At 67.3% G+C, this 13,631-nt stretch carries 12 protein-coding genes; 1 reads left to right on the top strand and 11 read right to left on the bottom strand.

Going from position 1 to position 13,631, the window contains the following annotated elements; genetic code table 11:
• Nucleotides 1–29 precede the first annotated feature (29 nt).
• From AQ610_RS04450 to AQ610_RS04415, 8 genes are all read right to left on the bottom strand, one after another.
• Nucleotides 30–899 carry a lysophospholipid acyltransferase family protein gene (locus AQ610_RS04450; protein ID WP_006025500.1) on the bottom strand — a complete coding sequence of 290 codons (870 nt, stop codon included), beginning with the start codon at nt 897–899 and terminating at the stop codon, nt 30–32.
• A gap of 13 nt (nt 900–912) precedes the next feature.
• Nucleotides 913–2,190 (bottom strand): dihydroorotase, encoded by a 1,278-nt coding sequence (locus AQ610_RS04445; protein ID WP_006025499.1) that lies wholly within the window; start codon nt 2,188–2,190, stop codon nt 913–915.
• A 91-nt stretch (nt 2,191–2,281) separates the two neighbouring features.
• Nucleotides 2,282–3,313, bottom strand: a complete 1,032-nt coding sequence (locus AQ610_RS04440) for an aspartate carbamoyltransferase catalytic subunit (protein WP_006025498.1) — start codon at nt 3,311–3,313, stop codon at nt 2,282–2,284.
• Nucleotides 3,314–3,392: 79 nt separating this feature from the next.
• Complete coding sequence (gene pyrR, locus AQ610_RS04435) at nt 3,393–3,911, bottom strand: bifunctional pyr operon transcriptional regulator/uracil phosphoribosyltransferase PyrR (protein ID WP_006025497.1); 519 nt, start codon at nt 3,909–3,911, stop codon at nt 3,393–3,395.
• On the bottom strand, nt 3,898–4,338 hold the full coding sequence (gene ruvX / locus AQ610_RS04430; RefSeq protein ID WP_006025496.1) for a Holliday junction resolvase RuvX: 441 nt from the start codon (nt 4,336–4,338) through the stop codon (nt 3,898–3,900). The genes pyrR and ruvX overlap by 14 nt, the downstream gene beginning before the upstream one ends.
• On the bottom strand, nt 4,335–4,913 hold the full coding sequence (locus AQ610_RS04425) for a YqgE/AlgH family protein (RefSeq protein WP_006025495.1): 579 nt from the start codon (nt 4,911–4,913) through the stop codon (nt 4,335–4,337). Before AQ610_RS04425 ends, ruvX begins: the two co-directional genes overlap by 4 nt.
• A 196-nt stretch (nt 4,914–5,109) precedes the next feature.
• Nucleotides 5,110–6,360, bottom strand: coding sequence for a hypothetical protein (locus AQ610_RS04420; protein WP_045554822.1), 1,251 nt, complete (start codon nt 6,358–6,360; stop codon nt 5,110–5,112).
• Nucleotides 6,361–6,539: 179 nt separating this feature from the next.
• The gene (locus AQ610_RS04415; protein WP_004186709.1) at nt 6,540–6,710 is read right to left on the bottom strand and encodes a rubredoxin; all 171 of its coding nucleotides are present in this window, start codon (nt 6,708–6,710) and stop codon (nt 6,540–6,542) included.
• Nucleotides 6,711–6,929: 219 nt separating this feature from the next.
• Here AQ610_RS04415 and AQ610_RS04410 point away from each other — a divergent pair, with 219 nt between their 5' ends.
• On the top strand, nt 6,930–7,778 hold the full coding sequence (locus AQ610_RS04410) for a hydroxymethylpyrimidine/phosphomethylpyrimidine kinase family protein (protein ID WP_006025493.1): 849 nt from the start codon (nt 6,930–6,932) through the stop codon (nt 7,776–7,778).
• Nucleotides 7,779–8,037: 259 nt separating this feature from the next.
• Here the strand turns inward: AQ610_RS04410 and groL are convergent, their stop codons facing one another.
• The 3 genes from groL to AQ610_RS04395 form a co-directional block, all read right to left on the bottom strand.
• Entirely contained in the window at nt 8,038–9,678 is a 1,641-nt protein-coding gene (groL, locus tag AQ610_RS04405; RefSeq protein ID WP_006025492.1) for a chaperonin GroEL, read from the bottom strand.
• A gap of 47 nt (nt 9,679–9,725) precedes the next feature.
• Nucleotides 9,726–10,019: a co-chaperone GroES gene (gene groES, locus AQ610_RS04400; protein WP_009889537.1), complete on the bottom strand. Its 294-nt coding sequence runs from the start codon at nt 10,017–10,019 to the stop codon at nt 9,726–9,728.
• A gap of 987 nt (nt 10,020–11,006) precedes the next feature.
• Entirely contained in the window at nt 11,007–13,121 is a 2,115-nt protein-coding gene (locus AQ610_RS04395; protein ID WP_082724441.1) for a beta strand repeat-containing protein, read from the bottom strand.
• Nucleotides 13,122–13,631: the final 510 nt, after the last annotated feature.

Here is a 13,631-nt window from a genome sequence, read left to right as displayed (position 1 = left end):
CGCGTCGGCCGGCCGATGCGCCGACGCGCCTACCCTTCGCGGCGCGGGATCGCGTCGACGCCGACTTCGGGCTCGGCTGCGGCCTCGGGTTCACCGGCAGACTCCGCGGGCGCCGGGTACGCGGCGGCCGCGAGCCGCGCGAGATCGGCGTCGAGCGGACGCTCGACGTCCCGCTGCATCCGTGCGAGCGCGTCGGCGACCGCAGCGCGCGCGAGCGCGGCCATCTCGCGCCGGTCGCCCGTCGCGGCGATCGGCTCGCCTACGTAGAGGTGCGCTGTGAGCGGCCCGTTCGCCAATACCATATCGAGCGACTTGCCGAGCGGCAGGTCGCCGACATACGCGGGCGCGACCGACTGCCGGCCGTGCGCGTCCTCATACATCAGGCAGATCGGCTGCACTGAGCAGCCCGCCGACACCACCGCCTGGAACAGGTTCGAATGGAACGGCAGCAGCCCGAGGCCATCGGACGTCGTGCCCTCCGGAAACACGCACATCAGCTCGCCGTTGCCGAGACGCTCGGACAGCTCGTGCATGATCCGCTTCGCCTCGCTGCGCTTCTCGCGCTGGATGAACACTGTCCCGAGGCGCTCGGCGAGCCAGCCGACGACGGGCCATGCGCGCACCTCGGCCTTCGACACGAACGGCGTCGGCCGCCACGCGTTGATCACGTAGATGTCGAGCCATGAAACGTGATTGCCGACGACGAGCGCGCGCGCATCGAGCCGCGCCGCGTCGTTGTGCACGACGAGCCGCATCCCGCAGAGCTGCAGCATCTTCAACGTCCAGCGCCGCGTGATGTCCTGGCGGCGCTCGGGCGTCACGCGCTCGAAGAGCAGCGCGACGAGCGCCATCCCGCGCAGCAGATGCAGGACGAGGCGCGCCTTGCGTAGGGGTCTCATGATGTGGCTCTCGTCAGCGGCGTTCGAACGCGACCTGCCCCGCGACGAGCGTCGCGCACACCTGCGCGGGCAGCTCGTAGCCGAGGAACGGCGTGTTGTGGCCCTGGCTCTTCAGTACGCGGGGCTCGACGCGCCAGTGCGCATCCGGATCGAACACGCACAGGTCGGCCGGCGCGCCCTCGCCGAGGCGGCCGGCGGGCAGCTTCAGCACGTCGGCGGGCGCCGAGGTGATCGTCGCGAGCGCGCGCGCCAGCGGCACGCCCGCTTCCCGCGCCCACTTCACGGTCAGCGACAGCAGCAGCTCGAGGCCCGTCGCGCCGGGCGTCGCCTCGGCGAACGGCAGCAGCTTCTCGTCGTCGTCGACGGGCGTGTGGTCCGAGCAGATCGCGTCGATCGTGCCGTCGGCGAGCGCGGCGCGGATCGCTTCGCGGTCGCGCTCGGCGCGCAGCGGCGGATCGAGCCGGAACTGCGCGTCGAAGTAGCCGATGTCGACGTCGATCAGGTGCAGGTGATTCGCGCCGACGTCGCAGGTCACGGGCAGGCCCTCGGCCTTCGCCGCGCGCACGAGCGCGACGCCCGCCGCCGACGACAGCCGCGCGACGTGCACGCGCGCGCCCGTCACGCGCATCAGCTCGAAGAGCGTATGCAGCGCGATCGTCTCGGCCGCGACCGGCACGCCCGACAGGCCGAGCCGCGACGCGACGGGCCCACTCGCCGCGACGCCGCCCTTCGCGAGGAACGCGTCGAGGGGCCGCAGCCACACCGCATAGCCGTAGGTGCTCGCGTACTGCAGCGCGCGCAGCAGCACCTGCGTATCGGTGACGGGCACGTTCGCCTGCGTGAAGCCGATGCAGCCCGCCTCGGTCAGCTCGGCCATCTCGGTGATGACCTGCCCTTTCAGGCCGACCGTCAGTGCGCCGAGCGGATACACGTGCGCCTGATGCAGGTTGCGCGCGCGAAACTTCAGCATCTCGACGAGGCCCGGCTCGTCGAGCACCGGATCGGTGTCGGGCGGGCACACGAGGCTCGTCACGCCGCCCGCGACCGCCGCCGCCATCTCGGATTCGAGCGTCGCCTTGTGCTCGTAGCCGGGCTCGCGCAGCCGCGCCGACAAGTCGACGAAGCCCGGCGCGACGATCATCCCGGTCGCGTCGATCGTCTTCGCCGCGTTGAAATCGGCCGGCGCCGCGCCGATCGCGGCCACCTTGCCGGCCGAGACGAACACGTCGGCCAGCCGCTGCGTGCCGGCCGCCGGATCGACGAGCGTGCCGCCTTTGATATGAATCTTCATGCGCTGCCTGTTGATGCGTTGATTGCGTTGATTGCGTTGATTTCGTCGAAGCCGGCGCGCGGGCGAGAAACGTCCGCGACGCCGCGCCGCGTCAGTCGCTCGTGCCCGCGACGATCCCCATCACGGCCATGCGCACCGCGATGCCGAACGTCACCTGGTTCAGGATCACCGATTGCGGGCCGTCGGCCACTTGCGAGTCGATCTCGACGCCGCGGTTCATCGGCCCCGGGTGCATCACGATCGCATCGGACGCGGCGAGCGCGAGGCGCTCGGGCGTCAAGCCCCAGCTCTTGAAGTATTCCTGCGCGGACGGCAGGAGCGCGCCGCTCATCCGCTCGTTCTGCAGGCGCAGCATGATGATCACGTCGACGTCCTTCAGGCCTTCGTCGAGATTGTGGAACACGCGCACGCCCATCTGCTCGAGCCCGCCCGGCAGCAGCGTGCGCGGGCCGATCGCGCGCACTTCGGGCACGCCGAGCGTCGTCAGCGCGTGAATGTCCGAGCGCGCGACGCGCGAATGCAGGATGTCGCCGACGATCGCGACGCGCAGCTTCGTGAAGTCGCGCTTGTAGTGGCGGATCGTGTACATGTCGAGGAGGCCCTGCGTCGGGTGCGCATGACGGCCGTCGCCCGCGTTGATCACGTGCACGTGCGGCGCGCAGTGCTCGGCGATCAGGTACGGCGCGCCGCTCGACGCATGGCGCACGACGAAGAGATCGGCGTGCATCGCCGACAGGTTGTTGATCGTGTCGAGCAGCGATTCGCCCTTGCTCGTCGACGACGCGTTGATGTTCAGGTTGATCACGTCGGCGGACAGGCGCTTGGCGGCGATCTCGAACGTCGTGCGCGTGCGCGTCGAATTCTCGAAGAACAGGTTGAACACCGATTTGCCGCGCAAGAGCGGCACCTTCTTCACTTCGCGGTCGGTCACGCTGACGAACTGCTCGGCGGTGTCGAGAATCTGGTTGAGGATCGCGCGCGGCAGCCCTTCGATCGTCAACAGATGCTTGAGCTCGCCGTTCTTCGTGAGCTGCGGGTTGCCCTTCAGGAAGCCGTAGCGAAAGCGCTCGGCGGGTGCGGCCGCAGCGGGATTGCCGGTGCGGCCGGAGGTGTCGGTCGTCATGATGTGCGTGATTCCAACGTGTTGCCAAACGGCGCCCGGATGCGCGACGCGCGCGGGCGGCCGGAATGCGTTGCGCGCGTTAGCCGCCGCGCGCCTCGGTGCGAAGCGTGAATCGGCCCGCGTCCGCGCGCTCGAGCACGAGCGTCGCGTCGGCGTCGACGGCGAGCGTGCCGCCGACGAAGCGCGCCGCGACCGGCAGCTCGCGCCCGCCGCGATCGGCGAGCACCGCGAGCTCGACGGCCGCGGGCCGCCCGTAGTCGTAAAGCTCGTTGAGCGCCGCGCGCACCGTGCGCCCGGTATAGAGCACGTCGTCGACGAGCACGATGCGCCGCCCCTCGACTTCGAACGGCAGCGACGTCGGGCTTGCCTGGCTGTGCAGCCCCTTCTTCGCGTAATCGTCGCGATGCAGCGCGACGTTGACGACGCCGAAGCCCGGCGCGCCGAGGTCGCGCGCAAGACGCTCGGCGAGCCACGCGCCGCCGCTGTGGATGCCGGCGAGCACGGGCCCGCCGGCTTCGGCGAACGCGGCGTCGCCATAGGCGCCGCGAATCTGGTCGAGCAGGACGCGATAGAGCGCCTCGGCGTCAATTGAACTCATGATGATCGGGCAATCCGTCGAGGTATTGTTGAAGAATGACGCGGGCGGCTTCGGCGTCGACGCGATCCGCGGCGGCGCCGCGCGCGCGCAGGCCGGCGCGCGCTTCCACCGACGAATAGCGTTCGTCGACCCAGCTCACCGGCAGGTTGAAGCGGCCGTTCAACTGATTGCCGAAGCGCTTCGCCCGCTGCGTCATTTCGTGCGGCGCGCCGTCCGGATGCAGCGGCAGGCCGACGACGAGCGCGTCCGGCTTCCATTCGGCGATCAGCTCGCCGACCGCCTTGAAGCGGTGCTCGCGATTCAGATTGGGAACGATGACGAGCGCGCGGGCCGTGCGCGTCAGCAGATTGCCGATCGCCACGCCGATGCGTTTTTCGCCGTAATCGAACGCCAGGAGCGTCGCGTCGCGCGAAAGCGCCGCGCTCATGCGTGCCCTGCCTCGCCGGAAAGCATCGACGAGCTCACGCCGAGCAGCCCGAGCGCCGCTTCGAAGCGCTCCTCGGCGGGCGTGTCGAACACGATCCGCGGATCGGCCGCGACTGTGAGCCAGCCGTTCTTCGAAATCTCTTCCTCGAGCTGGCCCGCGCCCCAGCCCGCATGGCCGAGCGTCAACAGGAAGCGCTTCGGGCCCGTGCCCGTCGCGACCGCCTCGAGCACGTCCTTCGACGTCGTCATCTCGAGCCCGCCTTCGACCGCCATCGACGAGTTGTACGAGCTGCCCTCGACCGGCTCGTGCAGCACGAAGCCGCGCTCGGTCTGCACCGGGCCGCCGAAGTACACGGGGATGTGCAGGAGCGGCTCGATCTCGAGCTTCAGGTCGATGCGATTGAACAGCGACTCGAGATCGATGTCGGTCGGACGATTGATGACGAGACCGAGCGCGCCGCGCTCACTGTGATCGCAAAGATAGACCACCGTTCCCGAAAACGTCGGATCCGCCATGTTCGGCATGGCGATCAGAAACTGGTTGGTGAGGTTGATGCGATCGGAACTCTTTGGCATGGTTTGAATTTTAGCAAAGACCTCGCGGCGCGACGGGCGCCGCATGTCGCGGCCTCGTACGCCGCGCGGGTCGACACGACATATCGCTCACTCTATCACGCGTTCGCGACCAATCGGCACGCGCGCCGCGCGCGATTGCGCCGCATCGGCCGAAAGCAAGAATCCGGCCGTGCGGCACGCCCCGCCGCGTGCCCCGTCATGCGCCGCGGGCCGCCCCCGACAACGCGCCCGCGAGCGCCGCGCACGCGTCGGACAGATCGGGCGGCGCCATCCCCGCCGCGATCCTGTGCAATGCGGCGCGCAATGCGTCGACCGCCTGCCGGCACGCGGCGGCGCATGCGTCGTCCGTCGCGCCGAGATGCGCGTGGCGGCGCCATGCGAGCCCGAGCGCGTCGGCCAGGAGTGCCGTAGCCCCAAGGCCGAGCGCGCACGCGGCCGAGCCGACGCGATACGCGGCCTGCGCCGCCCGCAAGGCGGCGCCCGCGTCGGCCGCGCGCGGATCGAGCGCCAGCTCGGTCATCGACGCATCGGCCGTCTGCAGGAAATCGTCATACGCCTGAGCGTTGACCGTGACGACGCCGAGCTCGCGCGCCGCAGCGGCCCGCACCGCGTCCGCCTCGGCGCGCGCGGCGTCGGCCTCCCACAGGGCCTCGGACGCCTGCGTGCCCGCAACGTGCCACGCGACGGTCAGCCCGTAGTCGTGCAGCAGTTCGACGTCGGCGACGTCCTCCGCCGCCGCGCCGTACAGCGCGTAGTCGCGCCAGAAAAGCGCAAGCGCCTCGTCGACGAGCGCCGCGGGCGCGATCCGCAATCCGCGCGCCTGCTCGCCGAGCAACAGATTGCAGCGCGCGAGAAAACGCTTGAGCTCGACGCCGCCGCGCACGCGCAGCACCCGCATGCACGCGCCGGCGAGACGCCAAAAGTCGTAAGGAAACGGGCCGGCGAGTTCGGCCGCGCAATCGGCGAGCCCGTCGAGCGCCTTGTCGGTCGCCGTCTCGGACGCGCGCAGCGCGCCGAGGAGCGCCTGCTCGTAGCGCGCGCGCAGATGCGCGAGCGCATGCGGCGACAGCGCGTACAGCGTCGCGGGCGGCACCGGCCGGCCGGCAAGCGCGAGCGCGCCGTGCGGCGTATCCATGCGCAAGTCGCTCGCGGCCTGCGCGCGCAGCGCGCGGTAATGCTCGAAGAGAAGCGGCGAGCAGGCGAGCTCGCGCAAATTGTGCCGCTCGAGCGCCGCGCGGAAATCCCGCAGCGCGGCCTCGAATGCGATCGGCTGCAGTTCGGTCGCGGCGATTGGCGCAGCATGGGCCAGCGCGGCGACAAAGCGTTGCGCGGCGAGCCACCCGGCCTCCTGCAGCGCCGCCGCAGCGGCGGCAAGCGGCCCGGCCGGATCGGCTCGCCGCTCGAACGCCTGTTGCGCGGCGCGCAGCGCCGCCTCGGCCGCGGGCACTGCGCCGCCTCGCGGATTGGGCAAGGCGTCGAAAACCGGAACCGTCGCGATTTCAGAGGTAATGGGCACGAGCGTCAGCACCAGAAACGAAGCCGCGCCGCAAGCGGCGCCTCAACCCGTCGATGCTGCCGCGCCGGCGCGGGCGGTTCGCTCGATGCCGAACCGCCGACGCGAGACGGTCAGATCTGAACCATCTCGAAATCTTCCTTGCGCGCGCCGCACTCGGGGCATGTCCAGTTGATGGGAACGTCTTCCCAGCGTGTGCCTGGGGCGATGCCCTCCTCCGGCAACCCAGCTTCTTCGTCGTAAATCCAGCCGCAGATCAGGCACATCCAGCTTTTATATTCCATCTTAAGCCGCGTAAAGGAAAGTCCGTTGATTTGAGAGCCATGATGGTACCGTGTCGGCGGCGGACTGCCTAGCAATCGACCTCTAGTCGCGTTTGCTCGCTGCAACGCGATAAAAAAACGCTTCGAGCGGACCGAATCCGCCGCATAATTGACTGCGCGGGCGCACTGGGCTGGTGCATCCCGTCAATCGGCTTCATCGTTTCCTCATTCCCCATTTTCATGTCCAGCAACACCCCTCCGATCGTCCTCACTTTCGGCCTGTCCGATCCGACGGGCGGCTCCGGCCTGCAGGCCGACCTGATGACTCTGGCGAGCATGGGCTGCCACGGCGTATCCGTGCTGACGGGCTACACGGTGCGCGACTCCGCCGCGTGCGACGAAGTCACCGGCCTCGACCCCGATACCGTTGCCGCTCAGGCGCGCATGCTGCTAGAAGACATGCCCGTCGCGGCGTTCAAGATCGGCGCGGCGACGCGGGCGGAAGTCGTGAGCGCGATCGCCGAGGTGGTCGCCGACTACGACGGCGTGCCGCTCGTCCTCGCACCAGACTTTACGCTCGACGACGAGCACGTGCTCGCCGCCGACGACCTGCGCGAATCGATCGCCGATCTGCTCGCGCCGCAGACGACGCTTCTCGTCGCCGACCATGCGACGCTCATCGCGCTCGCGCAGCCGGACGGCGACGCCGAGGCGCCGAACCTCGACGCCGCGCTTTCGCATCTGCTCGGCCAGGGCTGCGAGTACATTCTGGCGACCGAGACCGGCTCGCACCGGCTCGTCAATTCGCTGTACGGCGAGGAAGGCCAGATCCGGCAGGACTTGTGGGAACGCACGCCGCACCGGCTGATGGGCATCACCGACACGCTCGGCGCGGCGATCGCCGCGCTGCTCGCGAACGGCCAGGAGCCGCCGGAGGCGGTGCGCGAAGCGCAGGAGTATCTGTACCAGGCGGCGCGCGACGCGTTTCGCCCCGGGATGGGCGCTTACCTGCCGGATCGCTTCTTCTGGGCCCGCAGCAACGAAGACGAATCGCCCGCGCCGTCCGGGCTCGCCAAGCGGACGAACTGACGCCGCGGTGCGCCGGCCCGGGCACGGGCTCGGCCGTCGCCGGGACATGCGGCATTCGGCGTCTCGCCCCACGGCTAGCGCGCGCCGACTTCCGATATCCGATTCCCGACGTCGGGCTATCGGCCCTGGGCCACGCGTCCCGCGCCGCCGGCATTCGATAACGCCGCCCCAAACGAAAACACCCGCATCGCTGCGGGTGTTTTCGTTTGGGAGAACGCGCGTCGCCGCGCGTCCTTCGATGCAATCGGCGTCAAGCCAATTACATGTCCATGCCCATGCCGCCCATGCCGCCCGGCATGCCGCCCGGCATCGGAGCGTCTTCCTTCGGCAGTTCGGCAACGGCCGCGTCCGTCGTCAGCAGCAGGCCCGCAACCGAAGCCGCGTTCTGCAGCGCGGTGCGCGTAACCTTCGTCGGATCGACGACGCCGGCTTCGACCAGGTCGCCATACTCGCCCGTCGCTGCGTTGTAGCCGTAGTTGCCCTGGCCTGCGGCAACCGCCGCCACCACGACGCTCGCTTCTTCGCCGCCGTTCGTGACGATCTGGCGCAGCGGCTCTTCCATTGCGCGCAGCACGATCTTGATGCCGGCGTTCTGGTCGGCGTTCACGCCGGTCAGGCTGGCGATCGCGGTGCGTGCGCGGATCAGCGCGACGCCGCCGCCCGGGACGATGCCTTCTTCAACGGCAGCGCGGGTAGCGTGCAGCGCGTCTTCGACGCGTGCCTTCTTTTCCTTCATTTCGACTTCGGTCGCAGCGCCCACCTTGATCACCGCCACGCCGCCGGCCAGCTTCGCCACGCGCTCCTGCAGCTTTTCACGGTCGTAGTCCGACGTCGCTTCTTCGATCTGCGTGCGGATTTGCTTCACGCGCGCTTCGATGTTCGTGGCTTCGCCAGCGCCATCGATGATCGTCGTGTTTTCCTTGCCCACTTCGATGCGCTTCGCCTGGCCCAGCTCCGCCAGCGTTGCCTTCTCGAGCGTGAGACCGGTTTCTTCCGCGATGACCTGGCCACCCGTCAGGATCGCGATGTCTTCCAGCATCGCCTTGCGACGGTCGCCGAAGCCCGGCGCCTTGACCGCAACGGTCTTCAGGATGCCGCGGATGTTGTTGACGACGAGCGTTGCGAGCGCTTCGCCTTCGACGTCTTCAGCGATGATCAGCAGCGGACGGCCTGCCTTCGCGACTTGCTCGAGCACCGGCAGCAGATCGCGGATGTTCGACACCTTCTTGTCGTGCAGCAGCACGAACGGGTTGTCGAGGACGGCGACTTGCTTGTCCGGGTTGTTGATGAAGTACGGCGACAGGTAGCCGCGGTCGAACTGCATGCCTTCGACGACATCCAGCTCGTCGGCGAGCGACTTGCCGTCTTCGACGGTGATCACGCCTTCCTTGCCGACCTTGTCCATCGCTTCAGCGATGCGATCGCCGATCGACGAATCGCTGTTCGCCGAGATCGAGCCGACCTGCGCGATTTCCTTGTTCGTCGTGCACGGCTTGCTGATCTTCTTCAGCTCTTCGACGGCGGCCGCGACGGCCTTGTCGATGCCGCGCTTCAGGTCCATCGGGTTCATGCCCGATGCGACGTACTTCATGCCTTCGCGGACGATCGATTGCGCGAGGACGGTTGCCGTCGTCGTGCCGTCGCCGGCGTTGTCGCTGGTCTTGGAAGCGACTTCCTTGACCATTTGCGCGCCCATGTTCTGGAGCTTGTCCTTCAGCTCGATTTCCTTCGCGACCGACACACCGTCCTTCGTGACCGTCGGGCCGCCGAAGCTGCGCTCGAGCACCACGTTGCGGCCCTTCGGGCCCAGCGTGACCTTCACGGCGTTGGCGAGAATGTTCACGCCTTCGACCATCTTCGCGCGTGCGGAATCGCCGAATACGACGTCTTTAGCTGCCATCTTCTAACTCCTTGAAATCTCTGAGATTGTGATCCGTTGGTGAACGCTTACTGAGCGTTGACCACAGCCATGATGTCTTCTTCGCGCATCACGAGCAGTTCCTGGCCGTCGACCTTGACGGTTTGGCCAGCGTACTTGCCGAACAGAACACGATCGCCGACCTTCACGTCGAGTGCGATCGGAGCGCCCTTGTCATCGCGCTTGCCCGGGCCGATGGCCAGGACTTCGCCTTGATCCGGCTTCTCAGCGGCTGCATCGGGAATGACGATACCCGAGGCGGTCTTGGTTTCCTGATCCAGGCGCTTGACGATCACGCGATCGTGCAACGGACGAAGGTTCATATTCACTCCTCTCTTGATTGAGACTGAAGAACGCTGAGGGAAACTACCGGTCGGCAAGCCGTCCGGCAGGATTTGTTAGCACTCTCGTGCAGCGAGTGCTAATTATATGGACGGGTTTTGACAAATTCAAGAAGTGCCGATGCGCACGATTCGGGAAAATTTCGGCGCCGCGAAATGTGCGGGAAACGCTTGGAAGGGGTCGCTAACGATCAGAAAAAAATCCAATAGAAACAATGACTTGTCAAGGAACGACGCAATCCTGGCGAATACCGGACGAAGGAACGCGCGTCTTTCCCGGAGCAAGACCGAAGCCGACTCCACGCCCGGATCGACCCGGCGCCGAGCGGATGATCATCGCATACATAATCCTTACATCCAAGTCCGGACTCCAGTCGTTCGCCCCTTCTTGACGCGCCTGGAACGGCGCCGGCAAGCTGGCGTCGCGGCCTTGCCCGCATCGCCGGCCAGACGACGGACGCGATGTGGAATCGGGATAGGGGCGGTCAGTTGATCTGACCGATCCCCTCCCACCACCCGGCATGCGGGTCAGCACCGGGCGGTTCGAGCAGTTGAGGTTATGAGAGCCGGGGCACCGCGTCTGTCCAACGCTCGATCCACCTCGTCCAGCAACACCCGGCAACACATTGGCCAGCAGCGGCGAGAGTGGGCCACCTTGCGGTGTGCCCTCGTATCGCTCACTGACCACCCCGCCATCCCTGCTCGGCGGCGCCTTCCATGCAGCTCTTGTTCATCGGCTCGCGATTTGCGATCCACGCTTCCTCCCCACACTTGGTCGCCCTCATGCAGTTGCGCTTCACTTCATTCGCCGTGACCAGCTTATGGCGGGACTTGCACCCGCAGGAGTGCGCCCATGCTGGGCGCACAACGACAAGGCGGCATGGCGTCGCCGCCATGCCGCCCTGCTTCGTCTTCCGGCCGGCCACGATGAGCGCGCCCCGCTACCGGGCCGGGGCGCGCCGCGCGCCATTACTTCGGCAGCGCGCCGGCGAGCGTCGCGATCGCCGCGGAAACCGGCGCAAGCGGATTCGACGCCGCAGCCGTCGACTTCGACGATGACACGCTCAGGTTCGGCAGCGACGCCACCACCGTGCCGACCGACGAGCCCACAGAGTTGACGACCGTGCTCGCGGCGGCGGCGGCCGTCGACAACAGCGAGCCGGTCGACGCGGCCGTGCTGCCGAACGCATTGCTGCCCGACGTCAGGACCTTGCCTGCCGAGGCCGCGCCCGAGCCCATCAGCGCGGAGCCGACGCTTCCGAGTTGCGAGCCCGTCGCGACGCCGGTGCCGGCCGCGCCCGTCAACGCGCCCGCGACGCCGCCGACAGCGCCGCCAATCGCGGCAGCCGGGTTGCTGCCCGCGACCGTTGCAATCGCGCCTGCCGCGTTGTTCGCCGTGCTCGTCAGGGCGCCGGCCGGATTGGCGACGGGCAGCGCGCTCACGAGGCCGCCGACCGCGCCCGTGACCGGATTACCGTTCGCAGCCCTCGTGAGCGTGCCCGCGACGTTGCTCACCGCTCCCGTCAACGTGGCCGTCGGGTTCGCGACGGGAAGTGCGCTCGTCAGGCCGCTCACGACGCTCGTGATCGGCGTGATCGGATTGCCGCCGATCGCGTTCGCGAGCGTGCCGACCACGTTGTTCACGACGCCCGGCAGCGGGTTGCTGTTCGCGAGATTCGTCAGCGTGCCGACCGCGGTGCTCGCGACACCAGACAGCGGATTGTTCGCCGCCGCGTTTTGCAGCGTGCTCACCGCGTTGTTCAGCGCACCCGGCAGCGGGTTGTTGCTTGCCAGATTCGTCAGCGTGCCGACCGCGTTATTCGCGACGCCGGACAGCGGATTGTTCGCTACCGCGCCTTGCAGCGTGCTCACTGCGTTGTTCAGCACAGCCGGCAACGGGTTGTTGCTCGCCAGATTCGTCAGCGTGCCGACCGCGGTGTTCGCCACGCCCGACAGCGGGTTGTTCGCCGCCGCGCTTTGCAGCGTGCTCACTGCGTTGTTCAATGCACCCTGCACCGGGTTGTTGCTCGCCAGATTCGTCAGCGTGCCGACCGCGGTGTTCGCGACACCAGACAGCGGATTGTTCGCCGCCGCGTTTTGCAGCGTGCTCACCGCGTTGTTCAATGCGCCCGGCACCGGGTTGTTGCTCGCCAGATTCGTCAGCGTACCGACCGCGGTGTTCGCGACGCCCGACAGCGGGTTATTCGCCGCCGCGCCTTGCAGCGTGCTCACCGCGTTGTTCAGCGCAGCCGGCAGCGGGTTGTTGCTCGCCAGATTCGTCAGCGTACCGACCGCGGTGTTCGCGACGCCCGACAGCGGGTTATTCGCCGCCGCGCCTTGCAGCGTGCTCACCGCGTTGTTCAGCGCAGCCGGCAGCGGGTTGTTGCTCGCCAGATTCGTCAGCGTACCGACCGCGGTGTTCGCGACGCCCGACAGCGGGTTATTCGCCGCCGCGCCTTGCAGCGTGCTCACCGCGTTGTTCAGCGCAGCCGGCAGCGGGTTGTTGCTCGCCAGATTCGTCAGCGTACCGACCGCGGTGTTCGCGACGCCCGACAGCGGATTGTTCGCCGCCGCGTTTTGCAGCGTGCTCACCGCGTTGTTCAGCGCACCCGGCAGCGGGTTGCTGTTCGCGAGATTCGTCAGCGTGCCGACCACTGTGTTCGCGACACCAGACAGCGGATTGTTCGCCGCCGCGTTTTGCAGCGTGCTCACCGCGTTGTTCAGCGCACCCGGCAGCGGGTTGTTGCTCGCCAGATTCGTCAGCGTGCCGACCGCGCCGCTCGCCACACCCTGAATCGGATTGTGGCTCGCCGCGTTCGCGAGCGCGCCAGCAAGGTTGTCGAGTGCGCCGTTGCTGATCGAGGCATCGGCCGAACCAAGCGCGCTTGCATGGATCGATCCATGTTGCGCTCCGCCGGCAAGCGCCAACGTCGCGCCGCCCCAACCGGCACCGCCAAGGTCGGCCACCGAAGGGGAAATCGGAAGCGTGTCCAACCCGCCTGCGACAGCCGGCGTCGCAGCCGCGACCCCAAATGCGACCGCAGCGGACAGTGCAATGCTCGTCAACCTGAAGTTTTGTTTCATATGTGACCTCGTGTGGATGGGTACCGCCGTCGTTACGGCGCCGAGGTCGTCGCACGGAGCATGCCAGCATGTGCGCCGGATCGATCGCGCACTATTTCCATCAGGAAAACGATATCAGGACGAATTTAATTGCTCGATACATCGCACAAACAGAATAGTTGACCTGAGCCGATGCCGCCGTTACGCAGGCCGTAACGTAACATCGCATTCCATTCCGTTACACTCGACGTTCAAATATCCCGTTGAAATACGCATGCATAAATTCCATAAAAATCCAATGAAAATTCAATAAAAAATTTCGCCGATATCTCACATCGAACCTGTCTGCCCCCTCAGCACGACGATCGCTGAAGAGCGGCCGACACGTCGCGCGAGTCAACGCACTTCCATAACCTTCCTCCAAGGGGACCGGTCAGCGTTCATCAGACTTGAACGCCCATCCCGTACGCGCTCCGCAGCGGGACAGCATCGGCCATTACCTTTCATATAGAAATACAAATCCTCATATCC

It is taken from the genome of Burkholderia humptydooensis, assembly GCF_001513745.1.
Lineage (GTDB): Bacteria > Pseudomonadota > Gammaproteobacteria > Burkholderiales > Burkholderiaceae > Burkholderia > Burkholderia humptydooensis.
Note: the sequence above shows the minus strand (reverse complement) of the source record. Positions and strands in the feature narration are given on the sequence as shown.